This window comes from Enterobacter sp. N5-15, from assembly GCF_057221635.1.
Genome location: NZ_CM170150.1, coordinates 1,696,142 through 1,719,870 on the forward strand (window position 1 = coordinate 1,696,142; position 23,729 = coordinate 1,719,870).

24 protein-coding genes, 1 pseudogene and 1 riboswitch are annotated in these 23,729 nt (G+C 62.4%); of the genes and pseudogenes, 15 read left to right on the forward strand and 10 right to left on the reverse strand.

What is annotated here, in order from left to right; translation table 11 throughout:
- The first annotated feature begins 4 nt into the window (after nucleotides 1-4).
- Both AC2TE5_RS07920 and AC2TE5_RS07925 read left to right on the forward strand, forming a co-directional pair.
- Nucleotides 5-1,195 carry a glycoside hydrolase family 88 protein gene (locus AC2TE5_RS07920; RefSeq protein WP_484612978.1) on the forward strand — a complete coding sequence of 397 codons (1,191 nt, stop codon included), beginning with the start codon at nucleotides 5-7 and terminating at the stop codon, nucleotides 1,193-1,195.
- Between the two features lie 22 nt (nucleotides 1,196-1,217).
- A complete protein-coding gene (locus tag AC2TE5_RS07925) occupies nucleotides 1,218-1,817 on the forward strand; it encodes a DJ-1/PfpI family protein (protein WP_484612979.1) in 600 nt (199 codons plus the stop codon).
- Between the two features lie 123 nt (nucleotides 1,818-1,940).
- Here the strand turns inward: AC2TE5_RS07925 and AC2TE5_RS07930 are convergent, their stop codons facing one another.
- From AC2TE5_RS07930 to hpxO, 3 genes are read right to left on the reverse strand one after another with little or no spacing between them, the layout of a single operon-like run.
- Complete coding sequence (locus AC2TE5_RS07930; RefSeq protein WP_484612980.1) at nucleotides 1,941-2,876, reverse strand: PDR/VanB family oxidoreductase; 936 nt, start codon at nucleotides 2,874-2,876, stop codon at nucleotides 1,941-1,943.
- A gap of 11 nt (nucleotides 2,877-2,887) precedes the next feature.
- Nucleotides 2,888-3,922 (reverse strand): molybdenum cofactor-independent xanthine hydroxylase subunit HpxD, encoded by a 1,035-nt coding sequence (gene hpxD, locus AC2TE5_RS07935; protein WP_484612981.1) that lies wholly within the window; start codon nucleotides 3,920-3,922, stop codon nucleotides 2,888-2,890.
- A gap of 17 nt (nucleotides 3,923-3,939) precedes the next feature.
- Nucleotides 3,940-5,094 carry an FAD-dependent urate hydroxylase HpxO gene (gene hpxO, locus AC2TE5_RS07940; protein ID WP_484612982.1) on the reverse strand — a complete coding sequence of 385 codons (1,155 nt, stop codon included), beginning with the start codon at nucleotides 5,092-5,094 and terminating at the stop codon, nucleotides 3,940-3,942.
- A 239-nt stretch (nucleotides 5,095-5,333) separates the two neighbouring features.
- On the opposite strand from hpxO, the gene uraD reads away from it, so the two are divergent.
- Both uraD and uraH read left to right on the forward strand, forming a co-directional pair.
- The gene (uraD, locus tag AC2TE5_RS07945; protein WP_484612983.1) at nucleotides 5,334-5,834 is read left to right on the forward strand and encodes a 2-oxo-4-hydroxy-4-carboxy-5-ureidoimidazoline decarboxylase; all 501 of its coding nucleotides are present in this window, start codon (nucleotides 5,334-5,336) and stop codon (nucleotides 5,832-5,834) included.
- Nucleotides 5,831-6,154, forward strand: coding sequence for a hydroxyisourate hydrolase (gene uraH, locus AC2TE5_RS07950; protein WP_198885116.1), 324 nt, complete (start codon nucleotides 5,831-5,833; stop codon nucleotides 6,152-6,154). The genes uraD and uraH overlap by 4 nt, the downstream gene beginning before the upstream one ends.
- Here the strand turns inward: uraH and guaD are convergent.
- Nucleotides 6,134-7,453 (reverse strand): guanine deaminase, encoded by a 1,320-nt coding sequence (guaD, locus tag AC2TE5_RS07955; RefSeq protein ID WP_484612984.1) that lies wholly within the window; start codon nucleotides 7,451-7,453, stop codon nucleotides 6,134-6,136. The genes uraH and guaD overlap by 21 nt on opposite strands.
- A 98-nt stretch (nucleotides 7,454-7,551) precedes the next feature.
- Nucleotides 7,552-9,048 (reverse strand): NCS1 family nucleobase:cation symporter-1, encoded by a 1,497-nt coding sequence (locus AC2TE5_RS07960; protein ID WP_484612985.1) that lies wholly within the window; start codon nucleotides 9,046-9,048, stop codon nucleotides 7,552-7,554.
- 144 nt (nucleotides 9,049-9,192) lie between these two features.
- On the opposite strand from AC2TE5_RS07960, the gene AC2TE5_RS07965 reads away from it, so the two are divergent.
- The 3 genes and pseudogenes from AC2TE5_RS07965 to puuE all read left to right on the forward strand — a co-directional run bounded on the left by AC2TE5_RS07965 (nucleotide 9,193) and on the right by puuE (nucleotide 11,599).
- Nucleotides 9,193-9,909, forward strand: a complete 717-nt coding sequence (locus AC2TE5_RS07965) for a GntR family transcriptional regulator (protein ID WP_010429412.1) — start codon at nucleotides 9,193-9,195, stop codon at nucleotides 9,907-9,909.
- Nucleotides 9,909-10,782, forward strand: a pseudogene (hpxA, locus tag AC2TE5_RS07970) (allantoin racemase). The gene AC2TE5_RS07965 and the pseudogene hpxA overlap by 1 nt, the downstream one beginning before the upstream one ends.
- Nucleotides 10,700-11,599: an allantoinase PuuE gene (gene puuE / locus AC2TE5_RS07975; protein WP_484613320.1), complete on the forward strand. Its 900-nt coding sequence runs from the start codon at nucleotides 10,700-10,702 to the stop codon at nucleotides 11,597-11,599. The pseudogene hpxA and the gene puuE overlap by 83 nt, the downstream one beginning before the upstream one ends.
- Before the next feature lie 110 nt (nucleotides 11,600-11,709).
- Here puuE and hpxZ read toward each other — a convergent pair whose 3' ends face one another.
- The 4 genes from hpxZ to hpxW are packed head-to-tail and all read right to left on the reverse strand — an operon-like array spanning nucleotide 11,710 to nucleotide 15,268.
- Nucleotides 11,710-12,096, reverse strand: a complete 387-nt coding sequence (gene hpxZ, locus AC2TE5_RS07980; RefSeq protein ID WP_063143946.1) for an oxalurate catabolism protein HpxZ — start codon at nucleotides 12,094-12,096, stop codon at nucleotides 11,710-11,712.
- Nucleotides 12,093-13,490: an AtzE family amidohydrolase gene (locus AC2TE5_RS07985; RefSeq protein ID WP_484612986.1), complete on the reverse strand. Its 1,398-nt coding sequence runs from the start codon at nucleotides 13,488-13,490 to the stop codon at nucleotides 12,093-12,095. The genes hpxZ and AC2TE5_RS07985 overlap by 4 nt, the downstream gene beginning before the upstream one ends.
- Complete coding sequence (hpxX, locus tag AC2TE5_RS07990) at nucleotides 13,487-13,675, reverse strand: oxalurate catabolism protein HpxX (RefSeq protein ID WP_126794766.1); 189 nt, start codon at nucleotides 13,673-13,675, stop codon at nucleotides 13,487-13,489. The genes AC2TE5_RS07985 and hpxX overlap by 4 nt, the downstream gene beginning before the upstream one ends.
- A 9-nt stretch (nucleotides 13,676-13,684) precedes the next feature.
- Nucleotides 13,685-15,268 (reverse strand): oxamate amidohydrolase, encoded by a 1,584-nt coding sequence (gene hpxW, locus AC2TE5_RS07995; RefSeq protein ID WP_484612987.1) that lies wholly within the window; start codon nucleotides 15,266-15,268, stop codon nucleotides 13,685-13,687.
- Nucleotides 15,269-15,410: 142 nt separating this feature from the next.
- Here hpxW and hpxU point away from each other — a divergent pair, with 142 nt between their 5' ends.
- From hpxU to hpxK, 7 genes are all read left to right on the forward strand, one after another.
- A complete protein-coding gene (hpxU, locus tag AC2TE5_RS08000) occupies nucleotides 15,411-16,250 on the forward strand; it encodes a MurR/RpiR family transcriptional regulator HpxU (RefSeq protein ID WP_213328303.1) in 840 nt (279 codons plus the stop codon).
- Between the two features lie 191 nt (nucleotides 16,251-16,441).
- Complete coding sequence (locus AC2TE5_RS08005) at nucleotides 16,442-17,224, forward strand: transporter substrate-binding domain-containing protein (RefSeq protein ID WP_023311064.1); 783 nt, start codon at nucleotides 16,442-16,444, stop codon at nucleotides 17,222-17,224.
- A 4-nt stretch (nucleotides 17,225-17,228) separates the two neighbouring features.
- Nucleotides 17,229-17,894: an amino acid ABC transporter permease gene (locus AC2TE5_RS08010; RefSeq protein WP_484612988.1), complete on the forward strand. Its 666-nt coding sequence runs from the start codon at nucleotides 17,229-17,231 to the stop codon at nucleotides 17,892-17,894.
- Nucleotides 17,894-18,550: an amino acid ABC transporter permease gene (locus AC2TE5_RS08015; protein WP_010429434.1), complete on the forward strand. Its 657-nt coding sequence runs from the start codon at nucleotides 17,894-17,896 to the stop codon at nucleotides 18,548-18,550. The genes AC2TE5_RS08010 and AC2TE5_RS08015 overlap by 1 nt, the downstream gene beginning before the upstream one ends.
- Nucleotides 18,531-19,268 carry an amino acid ABC transporter ATP-binding protein gene (locus AC2TE5_RS08020; RefSeq protein ID WP_032638731.1) on the forward strand — a complete coding sequence of 246 codons (738 nt, stop codon included), beginning with the start codon at nucleotides 18,531-18,533 and terminating at the stop codon, nucleotides 19,266-19,268. Before AC2TE5_RS08015 ends, AC2TE5_RS08020 begins: the two co-directional genes overlap by 20 nt.
- 13 nt (nucleotides 19,269-19,281) lie before the next feature.
- Nucleotides 19,282-20,523, forward strand: a complete 1,242-nt coding sequence (locus AC2TE5_RS08025) for a pyridoxal-phosphate-dependent aminotransferase family protein (protein ID WP_484612989.1) — start codon at nucleotides 19,282-19,284, stop codon at nucleotides 20,521-20,523.
- Nucleotides 20,520-21,749 (forward strand): allantoate amidohydrolase, encoded by a 1,230-nt coding sequence (gene hpxK, locus AC2TE5_RS08030; protein ID WP_484612990.1) that lies wholly within the window; start codon nucleotides 20,520-20,522, stop codon nucleotides 21,747-21,749. The genes AC2TE5_RS08025 and hpxK overlap by 4 nt, the downstream gene beginning before the upstream one ends.
- A gap of 85 nt (nucleotides 21,750-21,834) precedes the next feature.
- Here hpxK and AC2TE5_RS08035 read toward each other — a convergent pair whose 3' ends face one another.
- Nucleotides 21,835-22,836, reverse strand: a complete 1,002-nt coding sequence (locus tag AC2TE5_RS08035; protein ID WP_484612991.1) for a magnesium transporter — start codon at nucleotides 22,834-22,836, stop codon at nucleotides 21,835-21,837.
- Between the two features lie 60 nt (nucleotides 22,837-22,896).
- Nucleotides 22,897-23,066: riboswitch (M-box (ykoK) riboswitch) on the reverse strand.
- A gap of 159 nt (nucleotides 23,067-23,225) precedes the next feature.
- Here AC2TE5_RS08035 and AC2TE5_RS08040 point away from each other — a divergent pair.
- Nucleotides 23,226-23,729, forward strand: coding sequence for a DedA family protein (locus AC2TE5_RS08040; protein WP_484612992.1), 504 nt, complete (start codon nucleotides 23,226-23,228; stop codon nucleotides 23,727-23,729).

The following is a 23,729-nucleotide window of genomic DNA, read 5'->3' on the forward strand; positions in this document are numbered from 1 at the left end:
TGTTATGACCAAATCTGTTATCACCGAAGCGCTGCGGCCGATCGAACTGCATCAGGTCGATCGCCTGGCGCTGAGCCAGAAGCTGGAAGCGGCCTTAACCCGCGTAACGCGCAAGCTCGACAAAAATATTGTCGCCTTCGGCGATAAGTTCCCCGGCGAAGCCTGTGAGAAGGGCGTCTGGCCGCGCACCGATAACGTGGAGTGGACCACCAGCTTTTGGCCTGGCCAGCTGTGGCTGGCGTGGGAGATGACCGGCAAAGCGCATTATCGCGAAGCCGCCGAGCGCTATTTACCGTCGTTCGCCCGGCGTATTGAGCAGCGTATCGACACCGCAACGCACGATCTCGGGTTCCTCTATTCGCTCTCCTGCATCAGCGCCTGGCGGCTCACCGGCAACGAAGCCGCTCGCCAGTCGGCGCTGCTGGCAGCCGAGCGCCTGATGGAGCGTTTTAATCCGACGGCCAACATTATTCAGGCGTGGGGTGATTTAAACGACCCGGAGCAGCAGGGGCGAATGATCATCGACTGCAATATGAACCTCCCGCTGCTGTACTGGGCCAGCGAACAGACCGGGGATCCGCGCTATGCGCAAGCGGCGACGGCGCACGCAGGACAGGCAGCGAACTATATCGTGCGTGAGGATGCCTCGACCTATCACACTTACTATATGGATGTGCAGACGGGTGAGCCGCGCTTTGGCAATACCCATCAGGGCTACAGCGATACCTCGTGCTGGTCGCGCGGCCAGGCGTGGGGCATTTACGGCTTTCTGCTCAGCTATCAGCACACCGGCGATAAGCAGATGGTTGAGCTGTCGCGCAGCCTGGCGCATTACTTCCTCAACCGTCTGCCGGAAGATGACGTTTGCCACTGGGATCTGGCCCTGCTCGGTACCGACGACGTGCGCGACAGTTCAGCGGCGGCGATTGCCGCCTGTGGCCTGCTGGAGCTGGTCAAGGCGCTGCCGACGCTCGACGCACACCGCGCGTATTATGAAGAGATGGCGCTGCGTATTGCGCAGTCGCTGACCGATAACTACCTGGCTCATGACGACGATCCGACCGAAGGGCTGCTGCAGCACTCGGTTTATCATATGGGCAGCGGTAAGGGCGTCGATCAGTGCTGTAGCTGGGGCGACTATTTCTATCTTGAGCTGCTGGCGCGGCTGCGACAGATTTGGCATCCGTACTGGTAACCCTTAAGCAATGGAGAGCAAGATGAAAAACGTAGCCGTGCTATTAGCCCCCGGTTTTGAAGAGGGGGAAGCGATTGTCACTATCGATATCCTGCGCCGCCTGAATATTACGGTGCAGACGATTGCCTGCGGCGAGAGTCGCGAAGTGGTGAGCTATCACGCCATCCCAATGGTGGCGGATAGCACCCTGAAGGCCAGCCTCGATCGGACCTTTGACGCCGTGGTGCTGCCGGGCGGCCCGGAAGGCAGCGTCAACCTGGCGAAAAGCGCGGAGGTGATTGCCTTCGTTCGCCGCCATGATGAAGCGGGCAAATATATCTGCCCGATTTGCTCCGCCGCCGCCCGCGTGCTGGGCGGCAACGGACTGCTCAAAGGGCGCCGCTATGTCTGTTCCGGCGAGTTGTGGAAAACGGTCAGCGATGGCATTTACGTCAATGCCGACGTGGTGGAGGACGGCAATCTGCTAAGCGGCCGCGGGCTGGGCAACGTGTTTGATTTCGCCTTCACCCTGGCGGCGCGATTGCAGGGCGATGGGGCACTGGCGCAAGAGCAGGCCAGCCATATTGAGTACGCGTGGCAGGATAGCGAGCCCGTTTACGGGCTGGCAAAGTGCGATTTGTGAGTTTCGCCCGGCGGCGCTACGCTTGCAAGGGCCTACAATAAAACGTGCAACCACTTGAAAAGTCTGGGCAATGTAGGCCGGGTAAGCGCAGCGCCACCCGGCAAGAAAAACTGTGCAGGTGGTTTACAACCCGATCACCAGCTCCCCCGAATGGCTCCGCGAGCAGCACAGCGCCACCTGCTGCTCCGTCGCGCCTTTTTCCGCCTCCGACTGCACGCTATCCCGGTGATCCACCACGCCGTCAATCACCGGCGTCAGGCAGGCCCCGCAGATCCCCATCTCGCAGGACAGCGGCACGTCCACGCCGTTTGCCTGTAACACCTGGGCGATGGTTTTGTCCGCAGGCACCGGCCAGCGCTCTCCGGTGGAGGCGAGTTTGACCGTAAAGATCTCGCCGGATTCACCGCCTGCGGCAGGGGCCGCGGGCTGAAACGCCTCGCTGTGAAGATGGGCGTCCTCCCAGCCCTTCGCCGTGGCGACCTCACGCACTTTTTCCATAAACCCTGCCGGACCGCAGATCCAGGCGTGAAGCCCCGCCTCGGCCGCCGGAAGATGCTCTGCCAGCGCTGTGCGCGGGCTTATTGTATGAATGATGCACCCATCGCACTGCGAGAGTTCGCGCGCAAACGCCGCGCTTTCGCGGTTTCTGACGTAATAGTGCAGCGTAAACGGCGTTCCGGCCGCCTTCAGCTGCAGGGCCATCGCATACAGCGGCGTAATGCCAATGCCCGCCGCCAGCAGCAAAACCCGCTCGGCCTGAGCAAGCGGAAACAGATTGCGCGGGGCAGAGATGGTCAACGTCTGTCCGGGCCGCAGCGTCTCGTGGACGTAGCGCGATCCGCCGCGCGAGGCGGTTTCCCGGCCCACGCAGATAAGATAGCTCTCGTCCTGACATGACCCGGTCAGGGAATACTGGCGCACCACGCCGCAGGGCAGGTGGACATCAATATGCGCGCCGGGCAGCCACGTCGGCAGCGCTTTACCGTCTTCAGCCACGAGCCTGACGGCGAGGCTTTTGTCGCCCTCGCGCCACAGCCCGTCAACAATTACGCTCAGCATGTCGGCCTCCGTCATACCAGGAAAAATTCGCCAAAGCCCATTTTTTTCAGTCCCCGACGGTAGGCAATTGAGCTTTTATCGGCGGGAATATGGGCTTCCAGCGTCAGATCCAGCGGCAGGCTTTCCGGGCGCTGGGTTTCCACCATCAGGCGATCTTCTTCGAAGATGCGCAGGTTAAAGGCATGCACGTCTTCCACCGGAATATGCAGGTCTAGGTTGCGCGCAATAGGGGCGAACATGCGGGTCACGCGCGATGACACCGGCGACGCGGCGTTCATGATGACCAGTCTCGACTCTCCCGGAAAATGAATCGTCAGGGTGGCGGTAAACGGCAGATGCATTTCAAAATGGCGCAGCCACTGGAACCCTTCTGGCGCCTGCACGGGTGAACCGGCGGGATAGTTGCTCACGGAGCTCCAGTAATCCGCCACGAAGCCGAACGGCGTCTCCTGCGGCTGATAGGCGGGCACAAGCTGATTATTGGGATCGGCAAAGGTATCGGTGTGGATCCACGCAAAGTGCGCCACGTCCAGAAACCCCTCCACCTGACGCCCGGCGAAGCCGTTCACCTCAAACGCCGGGCAGTTGATCTGCTGAAATCCGTCGTCATCCCAGTGCGGCATGGTGGGCAGCGGCGCGGGGTTTTCCGGATCAAACGCCAGGCAGGTCCAGATCAGGCCGAAGCGCTCCTCCACGGCGTAGTTAATCAGGTTCAGCTTCGCCGGAACGGGCTGGTCGGGGCTGGACGGAATACGGTTGCAGCGCCCGTCCTCCCCAAAGCGGAGGCCGTGATAGGGGCAGACGATCCCGTGCTCGTCGTGAAAGCCCAGCGTCAGCGGCACGCCGCGGTGCGGGCAGACGTCACGGGCGACCACGACCTGGTCGTTAATCCGGTAAATCACCAGCTGTTCATCCAGCAGGGTCGCCTTGACCGGCGCCGGGCCGACGTCGCAGGCGCGCGCGACCGGATGCCAGCATTTTGCCAGGCGCAGCCAGTCCTCTGGCTCAAACGTGCAGTGGGCGGGTGGAGTCGGTTCTCTTTTCATCGTTGTCCCTCTTGCGTTCAGCCTAACGGGCCGCCCTGAATGGTCTCGCACAGACCGTTGATGATGCGCTCGCCGGTCTCCTCTTTGAGCTCCTGATACCAGGCCTGCGTCAACGCCATGTCTTTCCCGTGGGTGACGTCGCAGCGTTTACGCGCCTTCAGCACCAGGTCGCGCACCCGGTCGCAGCGCAGCGCTTCGTACTGCCGCAGCGCCAGCGTAATGCTGTGGTTTTCGCGCAGGCACTCCCCCAGCACGACGGCGTCTTCCATCGCCGCGCAGCCGCCCTGGCCGATATCCGGCGTGGTGCTGTGCGCGGCGTCGCCGAGCAGCGCGACGTTGCCGCGCACCAGGCTGTCGAACGGCTCAATGTCGTGGATTTCAATGCGGTTGGTGGTTTCAGGATCCAGCGCCGCGATAAGCTTCTGCACCGGCGGCGCCCAGCCGCGGAAGTAGCCCGTGAGATCGGCGCGCAGGGTGGTGCGATCCTCCGCCAGGCCCGCGGGCAGCGGCACGTCAAAAAAGAAGTAGAAACGACCGCCGGAGACGGGCATCAGCGACACGCGTTTGCCTTCGCCAACGAAGGTGGTCCACTGGTGGGCCGGGGCGATCTCTTCGTCAATCTTCACCAGCCCGTTCCAGTTCACGTACCCGGCGTATCGGCGCTCGGGGGTATATCCCAGCACGTACGGGCGAACCGCCGAGTGGCTGCCGTCGGCGGCAATCAGAAAATCGCCGGATGCCGTGGTGCCGTCGGTGAAGGTCACGCTCACGCCCGCGTCGTCTTCATTTACGCGTTCGATGCGCTTGCCGAACTGCACCCTGTCGCGCCCCCAGAAGTCCAGCATTTCGCGCTGGAGCTCGGTGCGCGAGACGGGGCAGGGACGCCCGCCGGTACGCTCAACCAGCGGGGCAAGGCTAAAGCGGGTCAGGGTCTCGCCGCGCCGGTAATCCTTGTAGGCCATAAAGCGCATCGGCCCGCCGTAGGTCTCGATGATGTCGCCCATGCCGAGGTGCTGCATGCATTTCACGCCGTTAGGCCAGATGGAGATGGCCGCCCCGACGGGCCTGATCGCCTTTACGGCTTCAAACACGGTACAGTCGATGCCCGCTTTCTTCAGCGCGACGGCGGCGCTCAGGCCGCCAATACCCGCGCCAATGACGATTGCTCTCATGCTTCTCTCCTTTTGCAGGGTGTAAAGGCATTCAGCAATTTGCGTACCAGGCTGCAGAGTGGCGAAAACGGCGTTGTGAGAGGTGGGTTTGCACTGCTAAGGTGCGCAAACGCGGTGAGCGTGCCTTTTTTTGAATCAAAAATTTCCAGTTGAGCTATGCGGAATCGACTGTTTCACGCCCGCGCTCAGAGTGGCGTGGTTTGTGCAATAACCTGGAGGAAGACAATAAAGGAGACGCTATGATCGCACTGCACGAGTTCAACCATCTTTCCCACGAAAAGGCGTTAGCGCTGATTCACCCCTGCGTGGCGCTCCCCGACTGGGCCGACGCGCTGGCGCTGGGGCGGCCCTACGCCAGCCGGGACGAATTGCTCAGTACGGCAAAAGCGCTGACGCAAGCCTGGGGCGAAGCGGCATTAACGCAGGCATTGAGCGCCCATCCGCGCATCGGGGAAAAGCCTGCGGGTTCACAGGCGGAGGCGGCGCTGTCGCGTCAGGAGCAGGGCGCGGTGAATGACGGCGATGCTGACCTTGCCCAGGCGCTGCGCGAGGGCAACGCCCGCTACGAGGCCCGCTTCGGACGCGTCTTTCTGATCCGCGCGAAGGGCCGCAGCGGCGAGGATATTTTACAGGCGCTGCACGCGCGGCTTGAGAACAGCGACGCGCAGGAAGTCCGTGCCGCGCTGGAACAGCTGCGGGAAATTACGCTGCTACGGCTGGAAGGAGTCATTAGCGAATGAGCACTCTCAGCACCCATATTTTGGATATCTCGACGGGCAAACCCGCAGCGGGCGTGACGGTTCATCTCGAACGGGAGGGCGAAATCATGGCGACGGGCGTGACCAACGTGAACGGTCGCATCACCGAATTTGTCCCTTTCCTGCCAAAAGGCCGCTATCGGCTGGTGGCGGAGATCGGCGCGTGGTTTAGCGAAACCGGTCGCGACACGCTCTACCCCTGCGCGCAAATTGATTTTGTAACGGGAGAAGCGGCAGGCGAGCACTTCCACCTGCCGTTTGTGATTGCGCCCGGCGGGTGGTCAACCTACCGGGGCAGTTGACCAGACCCGCTCGCCGTTGACCCAGGTCTCGCTGATGTTGCGCTCGTCGCCGAGCGTCATCAGCACGAAAAGCTGCTCGTAGATATCCTGACAGCGGCGATTGCGCAGGCGCTGCAGCGGCGTTACGTCAGGGTCGATAACCACGAAATCCGCCTCTTTGCCGGGCGCGAAGTTGCCAATCTTATCGTCCAGCCGGAGGGCGTGCGCGCCGCCCAGCGTGGCGTGGTAAAAGGCCTCGCTGGCGCGCAGGCGGTAGCTCTGAAGCTGGCCGACCTTGTAGGCTTCCCCCAGGGTGCGCAGCATGCTGAAGGTGGTGCCCGCACCGACGTCGGTGCCGATGCCCATCCGCACCCCGTGCTGCCAGCAGGCGGGCAGGCGAAACAGCCCGCTGCCGAGAAACAGGTTAGAGGTGGGGCAAAACGCCACCGCCGAACCGGTGTCGTGCAGGCACTGCCACTCGCTGTGGTGAAGATGAATCGCGTGGGCAAACACGCTGCGCTCGCCGGTCAGGCCGTAGTGGTGATACACGTCCAGATAGCGCTCGTGCTCCGGCCAGAGATCGCTCACCCAGGCCACTTCGTTGGGGTTTTCGCTCAGGTGGGTCTGCATCCAGGTATCCGGGAACTCCTCTCTGAGCAGGCTGACCGCGGCAAGCAGCTCGGGGGATGAGGTCGGGGCAAAGCGCGGCGTAATGGCGTAGCCCAGGCGTCCCCGATGATGCCAGCGCTGGATCAGCGCCCGCGTCTGCCGGTAGCTCTGCTTCGCGTCTTCGCTCAGGTAGTCCGGCGCGTGTCTGTCCATCATCACCTTTCCGGCGATAAGGCGCATGTTGAGGCGCAGGGCTTCGGTAAACAGCGCCTCGACCGATTCCGGATGCAGCGTGCAAAACACCAGCGCGGTGGTGGTGCCGTTGCTCACCAGCTGCTGAATGAAAAATTCGGCGATCTCTTTCGCGTAGGCTTCATCGGCAAACTGGCTCTCCACCGGGAAGGTGTAGGTGGTCAGCCACTCAAGCAGCTGTTCGCCAAAGGCGCCGATCATCTCCGTTTGCGGATAATGGACGTGGGTGTCGACAAAACCGGGCAGCAGCAGCCTGCCGCGCAGGTCGGTGTAGCCTTTATGAGGGTCAAGATACTGCTCGCCCTCCTGCCACGGAATCTGCGCCAGAATTTTCCCGCTCTGTATAAACAGCAGCCCGTCCTCAAGGTAGCGCGCGTGTTGGGCAATCGCGTCTGCGCTGTCGCAGACCTGGGCAATATCAAAAAATGCACCGCGGATCGCTGTCTGGTAATCCATCATGGTTCCTGCCTTAGTGTTTGCGTAGCGGGGTGACAAGGCGCAGCAAGAACGATGCCAGAATGAACGGGCCGCAGACAAGCTGCGGCCGGAGGGAGGGGTTACTCTTTTTGCGTCGCCACGGGGGAGCTGAACGACGTCGCGCCCGCCGTCTCGCGATCTTCCCGCGCCAGCCAGCGGTAGGTCACGCCGCCGAGGAAGACGCCGATGAACCAGCTGAAGTTCGCCACCTCATGCAGGGACGGGATAAAGCTAATCACCAGGCCCACGGCAACGGACGGGATCAGCGCGCCAATGGCTTTCGGGTTAAAGCCGTTGCGGTACCAGTATTTGCCCTTTGGCGTGTCGTCGAACAGATCGTCGACCGACACCTTGCCGCGCTTAATCAGGTAGAAGTCGGCAATCAGAATGCCGAACAGCGGGCCGATGAAGGCCCCGAGCACGTCCAGGGTGTAGTGGATAAGCTCCGGCGAGTTGAACAGGTTCCACGGGGTGAGCAGGATCGAGCCGACGGCGGCAATCATGCCCCCGGTGCGGAAGCTGATTTTCTGCGGCGAGCAGTTAGAGAAATCAAACGCCGGGGAGACGAAGTTCGCGACGATGTTGATCCCGATGGTGGCGGTGATCATCGTCAGCAGGCCAATCGCCACGGCCAGATCGTTGCCCACGCGGCTGACGGTTTCAATCGGATCGGTGATCATGCGGCCAAACAGCGACTGGGTGCCGGAGACAATCACCACGGTGACGATGGAGAACAGCAGGAAGTTAAACGGCAGGCCCCAGCGGTTGCCGCGGCGGATCTCGCCCATGCTTTTGCCGTAGCGGGAGAAGTCACCGAAGTTGAGCAGCGGGCCGGAGAAGTAAGAAACCACCAGCGCGGTCGCGGTGATCATCTGCCAGGTCTGCTCGCCCGCGCTCAGGGATTTGCTGGCGAGGGTGAAGGAGATGCCGTCAAAACCGGTCTTGTATACAATCCAGCCTGCGAGGGCCAGCATCACCACGTAGACCGCCGGACCGGCGATATCAATAAAGCGCTTGATGGCGCTCATGCCGTGCCAGAAGACCATCGCCTGCAGGACCCACATGATGGCAAAGCAGATCCAGCCCAGATGCGACAGGCCCAGGAACGCGCCGGTGGTGAGCGAGGAGAGCGACGGCCAGAACTTCAGCGCCACCAGCATCAGGGCGTTGGCGGCCAGATAGGTCTGAATGCCGTACCACGCGAAGGCAATCAGCCCGCGGATCACCGCCGGAATATTGGCCCCGAAGATGCCAAACGCCTGACGGCTGATCACCGCGTAGGGCACGCCCGCCATCTGGCTCGGTTTGGCCACCAGGTTGGCGCACAGCTGCACGATGCAAATCCCCACCAGCAGGCAAAGCAGCACCTGCCAGCTTGCCAGCCCGAGCGTAAAGAAGCTCGCGGCGACAACATAACCCCCCATGCTGTGAACGTCCGACATCCAGAACGAAAAGATGTTGTACCAGCTCCAGTTCTGGTCACGCGTCGGTGCCAGATCCTCATTGCAAAGACGTGGGCTGTAAACCGCACCGGAATCAGCGGCCGTACCCTGCTGCGCGTTTTGACTGTTTGGCATGAAACCTGCTCCTGTGAATGAAAACCCGTTGAGTGGGAGTGCAGACGGTGTTGCAGGATCCAGGCCAAAATAATAAATCTTGTATGCAATATTTTATTTTTATGTATACGATTCGATAACGAAGAGTAAAAGACGGAGTGGTGAATGAACAACATAAACGCCCTGCAGACCGCGCCAGACCTGCATGACAAAGATGAATCGATCTTTCAGGCGCTGATGACCGCGATTGTCGAACATCAGCTGCTGCCGGGCAGCAAACTGCCGGAAGAGGCGCTGGCCGAGGTGTTTGGCGTAAGCCGCACGGGCATCCGTAAGGTGCTGCAGCGACTCGCGGCTGTGCAAATGGTCACCTTAACGCCCAAGCGTGGTGCACACGTCGCCAGCCCGACGGTGGAAGAGGCGCAGCACATCTTTCGCACCCGCGCCCTGCTGGAGGTCGCCAACCTGCCGGACGTGCTGGCCCGCTGCCAGCCGCCGCACCTTGCCGCGCTGGAGGCCATCATTCGCCAGGAGCAGCAGGCGCACGAGGCGTACGACGGCCCTGCGGCGATCCGCCACTCCGCCAATTTCCACATACAACTGCAGGCCATCTCCGGCAACCAGGTGCTGACGGAAATGGTGACCGGCCTGAGCCAGCGCTCGTCGCTGGTGATTGCCACCTGGGGCGCGCCGTGGCGTCAGGGCTGCCGCTGCAACGATCACGAACAGCTTGTGGATCTGCTGCGCCAGAAGGCGCTCCAGCCGCTCAGCGATGCCTTAATGCACCATTTTGAACATATCGTCGCCAGCCTCTGCTTCGAGCGGGCGGGCGAGTGCCTGCCTGATTTTGCCCGGCTGTTTGCCGGCCACAAGGAGTCGTAATGTCTGTCTGTATACAAGTGATCAACCCCAACACCAGCCTCGCGATGACGGAAACCATCGGCGCGGCGGCCCGGGCGGTGGCGGCTCCGGGGACGGAGATCCTCGCGGTCTGCCCGAGCGCGGGCGTGCCGTCTATCGAGGGCCACTTTGATGAGGCCATCGCCGCCGTGGGGGTTCTCGAACAGGTCAAGCTCGGCAGAGAGCAGGGCGTGGACGGTCACGTCATCGCCTGCTTTGGCGATCCCGGCCTGCTGGCGGCGCGCGAGCTGGCGCAGGGGCCGGTGGTGGGTATTGCGGAAGCCGCCATGCATATGGCGACGCTGGTGGCGACGCGTTTTTCGGTGGTGACCACGCTGCCGCGCACGCTGATCATTGCCCGTCATCTGCTGCACCAGTATGGCTTTCAGGACAGGTGCGCGGCGCTGCACGCTATCGATCTCCCGGTGCTGGCGCTGGAAGACGGCAGCGGTGTGGCGCAGGAAAAAGTGCGCGCGCGCTGTATACAGGCGCTGAAAGAGGATGGGTGCGGCGCCATCGTGCTCGGCTGCGGCGGCATGGCGACGCTGGCGCAGGAGCTGACCCGCGAGCTGCGCGTGCCGGTCATCGACGGCGTCAGCGCGGCGGTGAAGATGGTGGAATCGCTGGTGGCGCTGGGGCTGTCGACCAGCAAGCACGGGGATCTGGCCTTCCCGGAGAAAAAAGCGTTAAGCGGACAGTTTCAGGCATTGAATCCATTTTGAGGGTGAGGGGAGACGTAATGGCGCTTTTTGAACAGAATTACCCGCGGGATCTGCGCGGCTACGCGGGCAACCCGCCGCACGCGCGGTGGCCGAATCAGGCGCGCGTCGCCGTGCAGTTTGTGCTCAATTATGAGGAAGGGGCGGAAAACCACGTTCTGCACGGCGATGCCGGATCCGAGCAGTTCCTGTCGGACATCATCGGCGCGGCCAGCTACCCGGATAAACACATGTCGATGGACTCCCTCTACGAATACGGCAGCCGCGCCGGGTTCTGGCGGATCCACAGTGAATTTCAAAAGCGCGGCCTGCCGCTGACGGTCTTTGGCGTGGCGATGGCGCTGGCGCGTCACCCGGAGATCGTCGAGGCAATCAGGGCGGCGGATTACGACGTGGTGAGCCACGGCTGGCGCTGGATCCACTATCAGCACATGGATATCCAACAGGAGCGCGAACATCTGCACAGGGCGGTGCAGGTACTGACCGACCTGTTCGGCAAGCCGCCGACGGGCTGGTACACCGGGCGCGACAGCCCCAACACCCGCCAGCTGGTGGTGGAGCACGGCGGCTTCGACTATGACAGCGACTACTATGGCGACGACCTGCCCTTCTGGACGGAAGTGGCCTGCGGCGACGGCACCCAAAAACCACACCTGATTGTGCCCTATACGCTGGATGCGAACGACATGCGCTTCGCGACCGCGCAGGGGTTTAACACCGCCGAGCAGTTTTATACGTACCTGAAGGACAGTTTTGACGTGCTGTACGAAGAGGGTGAACGCGCGCCGAAGATGATGTCCATCGGCATGCACTGCCGCCTGCTGGGGCGGCCGGGGCGTTTTCGCGCGCTGAAGCGGTTCCTGGATTATATTCAGCAGCACGAGCGGGTGTGGGTTTGTACCCGCCAGCAGATTGCCGACCACTGGCGGGAGGAGCATCCGTTTCAGAAGTAAGTGTGCCGTGTTTAGCCGGGTGGCGGCTGCGCCTTACCCGGCCTACAGAACCCACAGGGCATACGGGACATTGTAGGCCCGGTAAGCGCCACCGGGCAGGTTTTTCAGCGTTACACCATCAAACTCACCTGCGCCGCCACGATCCGCCAACCGTAGGCAAACCGCACCCACGTCTGCTGCTGGCGGCCAATGCGTTCCGTGCCCTCCCGCGTAAACTCGGTGCTGCATACGGCATAATCCTCCCCGAAGGTGGTGATGACGGTGTGGCGCAACGTCCGCTGTAACCCGGCGGAAGGGCGCGCCGCGCGAAAGGCGCGGATTTCATCAATCCCGTACAGGTTTTCACCTGCCCCCAGACGCACCGTGTTTTTATCGTGCCAGAACAGCTCGTCCAGCACCGCAACGTTGTTGCTGACCAGCGCGTCCTCATAGCGGTAAAACGCGGCGGTCACCTCGGCAACCACCCACGGCAGGTTAATGTCATCGTGATTCATCATGCGGCCACCTCCGCCGGACGGGCATCGGTGATTCCACTCTCTTCCAGCACGCGCGCGACGCGAAGGCAGGCCTGCTCGTTAAGCGGTGCGGCAATCAGCTGCAGGCCAATCGGCGCATCCTGGGCGGTGCGCAGCGGAACGGTGGTCACGGGCAGGCCCAAAAATGATATCGGCTGGGTCAGCATCCCCATGCTGGCGCGGACGGGGAGCGGCTGGCCGTTAATCTCCATGGTTTGCTCACCCGCGAGCGTTGCGCTGCGAGGCGTCGCCGGGGCGATCAGCACGTCGGCCTGCGCGAACAGGGTTTTAAACGTCTGCCGGGCGTGCGCGCGAAACCGCTGGGCCTGAATGTACCAGGCGGAGGGGATCATCGCCCCGGCCAGCAGGCGTTCGCGGGAATGCGGCTCAAAACGTTCAGGCTCGCGGCGAAGCGCGGGCAGGTACTGGTTTCCCCCTTCGGAGGCGCTGATGATAAACGCCGCGGAGCGCGCCAGCTCGGCGTCCGGGAACTGCAGCTCATCCTGCACGTCGAGCGCCTTCGCCACCCGCGCCACGGCGTCTCTGGCATCCGCATCGCACCAGGTGGTGAAGTAGCCGCCGAGCACCGCGCAGCGCAGGCCGTCAAGCCCGCGATCGAGCAGGGGGCGCGTCTGCTCGCGCGAGCTCTCCGCCTGAAAACCGTCGCTGCTGTCCCGCCCCTGCAGCGCGTCGTACACGGACGCCAGGTCGCACACGCGGCGGGCAAAGGGGCCGATATGATCGAGGCTCGCGACAAACGGATGGCTGCCGGATCGCGACAGGCGGCCAAAGGTGGGCTTCAGGCCGTAGATGCCGCACAGGGAGGCCGGAACGCGAATCGAGCCGTTGGTGTCGGTGCCGAGCGAAAAGTGCACCAGCCCGGCGGCCACGGCGGCGGCTGAACCGCCGGACGATCCGCCCGCAATGCGCGCCAGATCGTGCGGGTTACGCGTCGTGCCGTAGTGGCTGTTTTCGGTTGTGAAGCCGTAGGCGTAGGCGTCCATATTCACCATTCCGGTCAGCAGCCCGCCCGCGCTGCGCAGCTGGCGCACCGCGAAGCTGTCAGCGGCCGCGGCAGGGCGCTGGCTGAACAGATCTGCCCCGGCGAGGGTGGTGTGACCGGCAACGTCGAACAGATTTTTTACCGCATACGGCACGCCCGCCAGTGGCGGCAGGGGGCGCTTTTCGCGGCGCAGGGTGTCGATGCTCTCGGCCTCGGCGAGCATGCGCGCTTCCGTCACGGCGGTCCAGGCGCCGATCTGCGGGTTCACGCGTGCAATCGCCTCCAGCGTCTGGCGGGCAATCTCGCGAGCGCTCAGCTCGCCTGCGCTCAGCGCATGCTGGATCGCGCTGATACTCATCTCGTGTAGCCTCATGCTTTGTATACTCCTGCGATCTCCAGACGGTCGTCGAGCGGCAGCGCCATCAGCGGGGCGGCCAGGGTGGCAATGCGGCTGAACTGCAATTGCAGCTCGGCGCGGCGGGCATCGTCCAGCTCTACGCCGAGCACGGACTCCATTTGCGCAAGATACGCCTGCCAGTCGGGTTGTGGTGTCGTCATTTTTTCTCCTCAGAATCCGGCGGCCGCGCCGTTGCTGCGCGGGTCAAATGCCCCTTCGAACAGCCCGTTGGGGTGGCGAACAATCGCGCCCGCGTGGCCCATCGCTTCGCTGAAGTCAGGGAATATTTCCACCTCGTGTCCCCGCGCGCGGAGCTGCGAGACCGTCTCAGCGCTAAAGCGTCCTTCCAGCTTTAACGTGTCCGAGGTTTGTCCCCAGGTACGTCCCAGCAGCCAGCGCGGGCGGGAAATGCTTTCCTGTAATGGCACGCCCTGAATCGCGTAGCGGGTAAAGATCGCGGCCTGGGTTTGCGGCTGGCCGTCGCCGCCCATGGAGCCGTAGACCATTACGCGCCCGTCCCTGAGGCGCGCCGCCGCCGGGTTCAGGGTATGGAAAGGCTGCTTGCCCGGCGCGAGGGCCAGAAGATGAGCCGGATCGAGGCTGAACGATGCGCCCCGGTTCTGCCAGACGATGCCGGTGTCGGGCAGGACCACGCCGCTGCCGAACTCGTGATAGATACTCTGGATAAACGACACGGCGAACCCGCTGTTGTCCATTACCCCCATCCACACCGTATCGCCGGGGCCTTTTCCGGTGCCCCACGGCGCGGCGCGGCCGTCGTCAACCCTGTCGGCAAGCGCCTGCAGAGCGGCGTGATCCAGCAGACCCTGAATATCGGTTTTCAGCTCGCGCGGGTCGGTGATGTGGGCGTCGCGCAGGCCAAAGGCCAGCTTGGTGGCTTCAACGATGCGGTGAACGGTGTCGGCGTCGTCGGCCTCCGCCATGTTCAGGCGGTCGGTGATGCCGAGTATCGCCAGCGAGACCAGCCCCTGCGTCGGCGGGGCGTGGTTAAAGATCTCCCCCTGCTGATGCTGCAGCCTCAGCGGCGCGGTGCGCCGGGCAGCGTGGGCGTGTAAATCGGCCAGCGTTACGGGCAGGCCCAGCGTCTCCATGCCGTGCGCCAGCACGTCCGCCAGCGGGCCGCGGTAAAAGCTGTCCAGACCGTCTTCCGCCAGGCGCGTCAGGGTCGTGGCCATGGCGGGCTGGTAAAAGCGGCTCCCGACCTGCGGCGGCTTACCGTCCACCAGCCAGGTTTCCGCGAAGCCGGGGATGGATTTCAGCTCGTCGAATTTGCTGGCGGTGGCATGGGCCTGTGAGGCCGTGACCGGGGTGCCGTTCTGCGCATAGTCAATGGCGTCGGCCAACAGGCGGGCCAGCGGCAGCGCCTTGCCGGTCATCTCGCGGGAGACCTTCAGCGCCTCGTCCCAGCCGCTCACCGTGCCGGCGACGGTCAGCGCCGCGCGGGGGCCTCGATGGGGGATATGCGCCAGCCCGTCGTAGGCGGCGAGCGTCGCGCGCGATCCCGCCGCGCCGCTGGCGTCAATGGCGACAGGTTCGCCGTCCGGCGGCACGATAAGCCAGAAGCCGTCGCCGCCCAGCCCGTTCATGTGCGGATAAACCACGGCAATGGTGGCCGCCGCGGCGACCATCGCCTCTATCGCGCTGCCGCCTTCGCGCAGAACCGCCAGCGCGCTCTGGCTGGCAAGATGGTGGGGCGCAACGGCCATGCCGTGCGTGGAGACATTACTTTGCATGAAGCGTCCTCGTAACCCTGAAAGTCACAAGGTGCTGCAAAAGCTGTTCCAGTTCTGAAAGAAAAGTTTCAGTAAACTGGCACGTATAATGAAAGGTAGAATGAAAGGCAAAATGTGATGAAACAAAAGTTACAGAGGCGCTATGGAACAACTGGATGAACGTCTGAAAGCACAGTACCCGTCGCTGTCGCCGCAGGAGCAGCGGGTGGCGGATTTTATTTTCGATCATTTTGACGATCTGATTAGCTACAACAGCGCCGAGCTGGCGCAGCTGAGCGGGGTGTCGAAAGCTACGGTCAGCCGTCTGTTTAAGCGTCTGGGCTATGAGAAATATAAGGACATGCGCGACGAGCTGCGCACCCTGCGCCAGAGCGGGATGCCGCTCACCGATAACCGCGACGCGGTGCAGGGCAATACGCTGCTGGCGCGCCACTATAAGCAGGAGATGGCGAACCTGACCCAGTGGGTCAATGCCCTCAACGCGCAGCAGTTTGCCGACGCCATGGCCTGCATGGTGAAGGCGCGGCGCATCGTCATTATCGGCATGCGTAACGCCTATCCGGCGGCGCTGCACCTGCGCCAGCAGCTGCTGCAGGCGCGCGGTCAGGTGCTGGTCCTGCCGCAGCCGGGGCAGAGCCTGGGCGAAGAGCTGGTGGACTTAACGCCGGACGATCTGGTGGTCATGATGGCCTTTCGCCGCCGCCCGCGCATTATCCGCCCGCTGATGCAGCAGCTTCAGAGCAGCGGTATTCCGGTGCTGCTGATGTGCGAGCCGCAGGCGCACAGCCTGTTTCCGCTGGCGAGCTGGCAGCTCTGCGCCCCGCTGGACAGCGTCTCGGCCTATGACAGTTACTCCTCGGTCAACAGCCTGATCAACCTGCTGGCGAATGCCTTCCTGCATGAAATTCTCGATAAAGGCCGTCCGCGCATTCACGACATTGCCTCCCTCTACCAGCAGCTGGACGAACTCGAACAGCGATAATGGGGCATCAGGCTGGTGCTTTGCATTAAAATGGTGCATATGGCGGGTCGAAAAAACGCAGGTTTTTTCGACCCGTCCGCGTTTTATCAGGCGTTACAAGAATATTTCCCGCTTCGCCTTATCTGGCACATTGGTTGCAAAATCACATTCAAAGAATCTTTTGTTTCATGTTAACGTTACGGGGAAGCACCATGAAAAAATTGTTGATTGCACTGGCCGGGGCCGCATGCCTCTTCACACAGCTGCCGGCAAAGGCTGACCAGCTTCAGGATATCGAGAAGCGCGGCACCATTCGCATTGCCGTTCCGCAGGACTTCCCGCCGTTTGGCTCGGTGGGGACCGATCTGCAGCCGCAGGGCTATGACATCGACATGGCGCGCTATCTGGCCAAACAGATGAAGCTCAAGCTGCAGCTGGTGCCGGTGACCAGCGCCAACCGCGTGCCTTACCTGCAAACCGATAAGGTGGATCTGGTCATTTCAAGCCTCGGTAAAAACCCGGAGCGCGAGAAGGTGATCGACTTCAGCCGCGCCTACGCGCCGTTCTTCCTCGGCGTGTTTGGGCCGAAAGGGGCCGAGCTGAAGGACGCCGCCGCGCTGAGCGGAAAAACCATCGGCGTGACGCGCGGAGCGGTGGAGGACATGGTGCTGACCGGCCTGGCGCCGAAAGACGCGGACGTGAAGCGCTACGAAGATAACAACACCACGCTCTCCGCCTACCTCTCCGGACAGGTGCAGTACGTGGCAACCGGCAACCTCGTGGTGGCGGCTATTTCGCGCCAGAACGCGGATAAAGCCCCCGTGCCGAGCTTTATGCTGAAAGATTCGCCGTGCTTTATTGGGCTGAAGAAAAACGAACCGGCCCTGAAGGCAAAAGTGGATGCGCTGATTGAGCAGGGCATCAAGGACGGCACGCTGAACGGCCTGTCTGAGCAATGGCTGAAGGCCCCGCTGCCGGCAAACCTTGGCGCCTGAGCCGATGACTGAGCAACTTGATTTCTCCGCGCTCTGGCCGCACTGGCCGGAGCTGCTGGCGGGGCTGTGGGTCACCGTTCAGCTGACGGTGATGGCGACCGTCGGCGGGCTGGCAATAGGGATTTTCGGGGCGGCGATCCGCAGCGGACGCACCACCTGGTTCAGCCGGATCTGGGGCGCGTACGTGGAAATCATCCGCAATACGCCGTTTGTGGTGCAGCTGTTTTTCATCGTCTTCGGCCTGCCGAATCTGGGACTGAAGATGACGGCGGGGGAAGCGGCGCTGCTGGCCATGGTGGTGAACCTCGGCGCCTACAGCACCGAGATTATCCGCGCGGGCATTCAGGTCACGCCAAAAGGGCAGTGGGAAGCCGGACGCGTGCTGGGGCTGACCCGCATGCAGACCTTTATTCGCGTGGTGCTGCCGCCCGCGCTGCAGCGCATTTACCCGGCGCTGGTGAGCCAGTGCATCATCGTGATGCTCGGCTCGTCGGTGGTGTCGCAGGTCTCGTATGAAGAGCTGACCTTCGCCGCCAACCTGATCCAGTCCAGAACGTTTCTGAGCTTTGAGGTCTATCTGGTGACAACCGGGATTTACTTAGCGCTGTCGATTACCCTGCGCCAGCTGATGATGGCGGCAGGACGGAAATGGCTGGGGGTGCAGGCATGATGACCACCTTTACCGACTGGGACATTATTCGCAACCTGCTGCTGGCCGGACGCTGGACGGTGCTGCTGTCGCTGGTGGCGTTTGTCGGCGGGGCGGCGGTGACGCTGCCGCTCCTGCTGCTGCGCCTCACCGGCGGGCGGGCGGTGAAGCGCATCATCCGCGGCTATATTGAGCTTTTTCAGGGCACGCCGCTGCTGATGCAGCTGTTCCTGGCCTTCTTCGGCGTGGCGCTATTCGGCATCGACGTTTCGCCGTGGACCGCCGCCTCGCTGGCGCTCACCTTCTACACCAGCGCGTTTCTGCTCGACATCTGGTTCGGTAGCATTCGCGCGCTGCCGAAAGGGCAGTGGGAAGCCTCGCGCTGCCTGGGGCTGACCTTTGGCCAGACCCTGTTTCGCGTGGTCGCCCCGCAGGCGCTGCGCATCGGCATCGCCCCGACGGTCGGCTTTGCCGTGCAGGTGATCAAGGGCACCGCGCTGGCGTCGATTATCGGCTTTATCGAGCTGACCAAGGCCGGGACCATGCTGACCAACGTGACGTATCAGCCGTTTAAGGTCTTTGCGCTGGTGGCGCTCGGCTACTTTATTCTGTGTTATCCGCTGTCGCGCTACAGCCGCTATCTGGAGACGAAATTCAATGCCTCTCATCACCATTAATCAGGTGCAGAAGTACTACGGCGATAACCACGTGCTCAAGGGCGTCGATCTGGATATCGACATGGGCCAGGTGATCTCCATCATCGGGCGCAGCGGATCGGGCAAAAGCACGCTGCTGCGCTGCATCAACGGACTGGAAGGCTATCAGGACGGCAGCATCAAGCTGGGCGGCATGACCATTACCGACCGGGATTCTCAGGCGCGGGAAATCAGCCGCTCGGTCGGGATGGTGTTCCAGAGCTTCAACCTGTTCCCGCACATGACGGCGCTGGAAAACGTGATGCTCGCCCCGCGTCGGGTGCTGAAGAAAAGCGCCGCCGAATGCCGCGAGCTGGCGCAGCAGATGCTGGAGAAAGTGGGCTTAGGCGATCGTCTGGATTACTACCCGTCGAGCCTCTCCGGCGGCCAGCAGCAGCGCGTGGCGATTGCCCGGGCGCTGGCCATGTCGCCTAAAGTTTTACTCTGTGACGAGATCACCTCCGCGCTTGACCCGGAGCTGGTGGGCGAAGTGCTCAAGGTGCTGGAGCAGCTGGCGGCCGAGGGGATGACGCTCATACTGGTTACCCATGAAATGAATTTTGCCCGCGAAGTGGGCGACCGCGTGGTGTTTATGCACCAGGGGAAAGTCTGGGAGCAGGGCGACAGCAAAACGCTGTTCGCCAACCCGCAGACCACGGAACTGAAGCAGTTCATCTCCTCCGTGCGCGGCCTCAACTGATAAGGACTGAAAAATGGATATCGCACGCTTTCCGCAAATCAACCCGCCCCAGCGCCTGCTGATGGGGCCGGGCCCGATCAACGCCGACCCGCGCGTGCTGCGCGCCATGTCGAGCCAGTTGATCGGCCAGTACGATCCGGCCATGACCCACTACATGAACGAGGTGATGGCGCTCTATCGCGGCGTGTTCCGCACCGAGAACCGCTGGACGATGCTGGTGGACGGCACCTCCCGCGCGGGAATTGAAGCCATTCTGGTCTCCGCCATTCGCCCGGGAGATAAGGTGCTGGTGCCGGTCTTTGGCCGCTTTGGTCATCTGCTGTGCGAAATTGCCCGCCGCTGCCGCGCGGAGGTGCATACCATCGAGGTGCCGTGGGGCGAGGTGTTCACCCCGGACCAGGTTGAGGATGCGATTAAGCGTATTCGCCCGCGCCTGCTGCTGACCGTGCAGGGCGACACCTCCACCACCATGCTGCAGCCGCTCGCCGAGCTGGGTGCCATCTGCCGCCGCTACGACGTGCTGTTTTACACCGATGCCACCGCGTCGCTCGGCGGCAACGCGCTGGAGACCGACGCCTGGGGGCTGGATGCCGTCTCGGCCGGGATGCAGAAATGCCTCGGCGGCCCGTCGGGCACGTCGCCGATCACCCTGAGCGCGCGCATGGAGGAGACGATCCGCCGCCGCAAATGCGTTGAGGAGGGCATTCGCACCGACGCCCACCGCGACGGCGACGAGGAGATGATCTACTCCAACTACTTCGATCTCGGCATGGTGATGGACTACTGGGGACCGGAGCGGCTGAACCACCACACCGAAGCGACCACCGCGCTGTTTGGCGCTCGCGAATGCGCGCGGCTGATCCTGCAGGAAGGGCTGGATAACGGCATCGCCCGCCATAAGCTGCACGGCGATGCGCTGCTGAAGGGCATTCAGGCGATGGGGCTGGAGACCTTCGGCGATCTGAAGCACAAGATGAACAACGTGCTGGGCGTGGTTATCCCGCAGGGCGTCAACGGCGACCAGGTGCGTAAGCTGATGCTGGAGGATTTCGGGATTGAAATCGGCACCTCGTTTGGCCCGCTGCACGGCAAGGTGTGGCGGATTGGCACCATGGGCTACAACGCGCGCAAAGACTGCGTGATGACCACCCTGAGCGCGCTGGAGTCGGTGCTGAACTACCTGAAATTCACCACCACGCAGGGTGCCGCCATGCAGGCCGCGTGGGACCACTATCGCCGCGAGACGCCGCAATGAGTCCGGCGGCAGAACGGGTGATGGCGCGCGCCGACGCGCTGGCCGCCATCAGCGAAACCCCGGATGCGCTGACAAGGGTCTATCTTTCCACCCAGCATCTGCAGGCCAACCAGCTGGTCGGAGAGTGGATGCGCCAGGCGGGAATGACCGTCTGGCAGGACAGCGTGGGCAATATCTGTGGACGCTATGAGGGCGCGCAGGAAGGGGCGCAGGCGGTGCTGCTCGGCTCGCATCTGGACACCGTGCGCAACGCCGGGCGCTACGACGGCATGCTCGGGGTGCTCACCGCCATTGAGGTGGTGGACAGCCTGCATCAGCAGGGGCTGCATCTGGCGCAGGCCATCGAGATTGTCGGGTTTGGCGACGAAGAGGGGACCCGTTTTGGCATCACCCTGCTAGGCAGCCGGGGCATCACGGGCACCTGGCCGCAGGGCTGGCTGGAGACCTGCGATGCCAGCGGCATCAGCGTGGCGCAGGCGATGGTGCAGGCGGGGCTCGATCCCGCCCGCGTGGCGCTCGCGGCACGCCATCAGGACGATTTCAGCGCCTGTCTGGAACTGCACATCGAACAGGGGCCGTGTCTGGAGCAGGAAGGTCTGGCGCTGGGCGTGGTGGAAGCCATTAACGGCGCGCGCCGCCTCAACTGCCACTTCACCGGGGAGGCCGGACACGCGGGAACCGTGCCGATGAATCACCGTAAGGATGCCCTGGCCGCCGCCGCCGAATGGATGGTGCTGATCGAAAACACCACCCGACAGCAGGGCGGTAATCGGGTGGCGACGGTCGGGGAGCTGCGCTGCCTGCCCGGCGCAGTCAACGTGATCCCGGGCGAGGTTGCGCTCTCTCTGGATATTCGCGGCCCGCAGGACGGCCCGCTTGACGCGCTGCTCGCGGAACTGCTGGCGCAGGCGCAGGCCATTGCCGCTCGTCGCGGGCTGAGCTTCAGCGCAGAGGAGTTTTACCGTATCGCCGCCACGCCGTGCGATGCGCGTTTGCAGCATCTGTTGGCGGACGCCGTTGCGTCGGTGCAGGGGCGTTCATTATCGCTGCCGAGCGGTGCCGGGCATGACACCATCGCGCTGGCAGAACGCTGGCCGGTCGGCATGCTGTTTGTGCGCTGCAAAGGGGGTGTCAGCCACCATCCGGCGGAATCGGTGATGGCTGAGGATGTTGCCCTGGCGATTGAGGCGTTTGGGCGGGCGGTGAGAGCGCTTGGTGCGATCTGAGTAGTGCCCGGCGGCGCTACGCTTGCACGGGCCTACGGGATGGGTAGGCCGGGTAAGCGGCAGCGCCACCCGGCAAGGAATCCCATTACTCCAGCCCCAGGGTGTACTGGGCAATTTTGAAGTAGATAATCAGCCCGGTGCCGTCGATAAGCGTCGCGATAAACGGCGCGGAGACGACCGCCGGGTCAATGCCGCAGCGCTTGAGCACCATTGGGATGACGGACGACACAATCGCGCTCCACAGCGTAATGCACACCAGCGTCAGGCTGACGATAAGCGTGATTTCCAGCCCAATCCCCATCATCCAGGCGCGGATACACCCGGCGATACCGAGCGTGGCGGCAATCATCAGCGAGGTGGTCATCTCTTTACGCAGCACGCGGCCAACGTCGCGCAGACGGACTTCCCCCAGCGCCATGGCGCGCACCAGCGTGGAAGTGATCTGCGTCCCGCTGTTGCCGCCCGTGCCGATCAGCAGCGGAATAAAGAACGCCAGCGCGATGGCGGACTCCAGCGCCTCTTCAAAATGCTGGATCACCGAGCTGGTATAGGCCTCCGCGACAAACAGCAGCAGCAGCCAGACGGAGCGTTTCTTCCACAGGCTGTACGGGCTAGTGTCCAGATAGGGCTTCTCCAGCGGCAGCGTCGCCCCCTGAAGCTGAGCATCTTCGGTGACGTCATCTTCCAGCAGATGGGCGATTTCGCGCTCGGTCAGGCAGCCGACCAGCTTGCCGTGGGTGACCACGGGCACCACGTCCGCGCCGCCGTGCGCCAGCAGCCCGGCAACGTCAGCACGTTCATCCTCCGGTTTTACCTGCAAAAACTGCGAAATCATCAGCGATTTCACCGGCTGTACCGTGTCGGCGGTCTGCAGCAATTTACGCACGGCAATCATACCCGCCAGGCGGCCATTGTCTTCAATAAAAATATGAGACGGAATATCGTCGGCTTTTAATTTTTCGAAGAATTGCTCGCGCGCCAGCGCCACGCATAATGAAATATCGAGGACAATAAAATCGGTATTCATATATTGCGCGATCGCGCTGTCATTGAATGCCAGGTTTTGGTTGTGAATAGCGTAAGACATAGTGAATTCCCTTTGAATAATAACATCTCTCAGGGGCGAGCAAGACAGGGCATGTCGAAGAGGAGATCCCCACGTCCTGGGTTCAGCACTGTACACCGTATCCCGTGAGGGAAGTTATACTGACAAAGCCTTGATTCGACAGTGCCTGTTTTACCCTGTGCCGGTTCTCTCGAACCTACCAGAGCGATAACGTGTATTTGTACAGGAGCCTCGCCATAACGAGATCGTTGTAAAACGTGAGAAATAATACGCTTATTTGATATTGCCGCTCGGGAAATTAAATAATGTTTAAGAACGGTTTAGGAGAATCTTATTAATAAAGCGTTGACGGTTTATTTAAGGTAATTCATTTCTAATGGAGGATTATATAATCAACGGAGGAGAGGAAAATGGCGTGGTTTGATAATCTGCTGAATCATTTTGCGCTGTATCCGGCACATCTTTTCGCGCTGCTATTTATGATGGCGCTGAGTAAATCGACGGTGCTGATCTCCTCCGTGCTGCCGCCCGCCTCGGTGATGCTGCTGGCGGGCATAACCGTCAGCCAGGCGACCATGCATCCCGCGCTGGCGTGGCTCGCCGTGGTAATGGGAGCAGCGGCGGGTTCGGTGCTGAACTACCATATTGGCCAGCTGATGGGGCACACCCGGCTGGTCACGCGTTTTACCTCAAAGCATGCCGATAAGTTCTTGCGGGTGCAGCATCAGCTGCAAAAGAACGGGGTCATCGTGCTGTTTACGTCGCGCTTTCTGGCGGTCCTGCGTTACATCGTCCCGCTGGCGGCGGGGATGCTCAGGCTGAATGCAGCAAAGGTCTACGCCGTCAGCCTGCTTTCCGCCTGCGTATGGGCGGCGCTGTATGTCGGCATCGTCACCAGCATCAGCGCCTTTTGA

Bases quoted from the DNA above. Each gene is read 5' to 3' on its own strand.
- guaD (WP_484612984.1), bottom strand. From the start codon at position 7,453: ATGATGGATTACCAGACAGCGATCCGCGGTGCATTTTTTGATATTGCC.
- AC2TE5_RS07965 (WP_010429412.1), top strand. From the start codon at position 9,193: ATGAACAACATAAACGCCCTGCAGACCGCGCCAGACCTGCATGACAAA.
- AC2TE5_RS07920 (WP_484612978.1), top strand. From the start codon at position 5: ATGACCAAATCTGTTATCACCGAAGCGCTGCGGCCGATCGAACTGCAT.
- hpxK (WP_484612990.1), top strand. From the start codon at position 20,520: ATGAGTCCGGCGGCAGAACGGGTGATGGCGCGCGCCGACGCGCTGGCC.
- AC2TE5_RS08040 (WP_484612992.1), top strand. From the start codon at position 23,226: ATGGCGTGGTTTGATAATCTGCTGAATCATTTTGCGCTGTATCCGGCA.
- AC2TE5_RS08020 (WP_032638731.1), top strand. From the start codon at position 18,531: ATGCCTCTCATCACCATTAATCAGGTGCAGAAGTACTACGGCGATAAC.
- hpxD (WP_484612981.1), bottom strand. From the start codon at position 3,922: ATGAAAAGAGAACCGACTCCACCCGCCCACTGCACGTTTGAGCCAGAG.
- AC2TE5_RS08035 (WP_484612991.1), bottom strand. From the start codon at position 22,836: ATGTCTTACGCTATTCACAACCAAAACCTGGCATTCAATGACAGCGCG.
- hpxO (WP_484612982.1), bottom strand. From the start codon at position 5,094: ATGAGAGCAATCGTCATTGGCGCGGGTATTGGCGGCCTGAGCGCCGCC.
- hpxU (WP_213328303.1), top strand. From the start codon at position 15,411: ATGGAACAACTGGATGAACGTCTGAAAGCACAGTACCCGTCGCTGTCG.
- AC2TE5_RS08010 (WP_484612988.1), top strand. From the start codon at position 17,229: ATGACTGAGCAACTTGATTTCTCCGCGCTCTGGCCGCACTGGCCGGAG.
- uraD (WP_484612983.1), top strand. From the start codon at position 5,334: ATGATCGCACTGCACGAGTTCAACCATCTTTCCCACGAAAAGGCGTTA.
- AC2TE5_RS07930 (WP_484612980.1), bottom strand. From the start codon at position 2,876: ATGCTGAGCGTAATTGTTGACGGGCTGTGGCGCGAGGGCGACAAAAGC.
- AC2TE5_RS07985 (WP_484612986.1), bottom strand. From the start codon at position 13,490: ATGAGGCTACACGAGATGAGTATCAGCGCGATCCAGCATGCGCTGAGC.
- hpxZ (WP_063143946.1), bottom strand. From the start codon at position 12,096: ATGATGAATCACGATGACATTAACCTGCCGTGGGTGGTTGCCGAGGTG.
- AC2TE5_RS07960 (WP_484612985.1), bottom strand. From the start codon at position 9,048: ATGCCAAACAGTCAAAACGCGCAGCAGGGTACGGCCGCTGATTCCGGT.
- AC2TE5_RS07925 (WP_484612979.1), top strand. From the start codon at position 1,218: ATGAAAAACGTAGCCGTGCTATTAGCCCCCGGTTTTGAAGAGGGGGAA.
- hpxX (WP_126794766.1), bottom strand. From the start codon at position 13,675: ATGACGACACCACAACCCGACTGGCAGGCGTATCTTGCGCAAATGGAG.
- AC2TE5_RS08015 (WP_010429434.1), top strand. From the start codon at position 17,894: ATGACCACCTTTACCGACTGGGACATTATTCGCAACCTGCTGCTGGCC.
- AC2TE5_RS08025 (WP_484612989.1), top strand. From the start codon at position 19,282: ATGGATATCGCACGCTTTCCGCAAATCAACCCGCCCCAGCGCCTGCTG.
- uraH (WP_198885116.1), top strand. From the start codon at position 5,831: ATGAGCACTCTCAGCACCCATATTTTGGATATCTCGACGGGCAAACCC.
- hpxW (WP_484612987.1), bottom strand. From the start codon at position 15,268: ATGCAAAGTAATGTCTCCACGCACGGCATGGCCGTTGCGCCCCACCAT.
- AC2TE5_RS08005 (WP_023311064.1), top strand. From the start codon at position 16,442: ATGAAAAAATTGTTGATTGCACTGGCCGGGGCCGCATGCCTCTTCACA.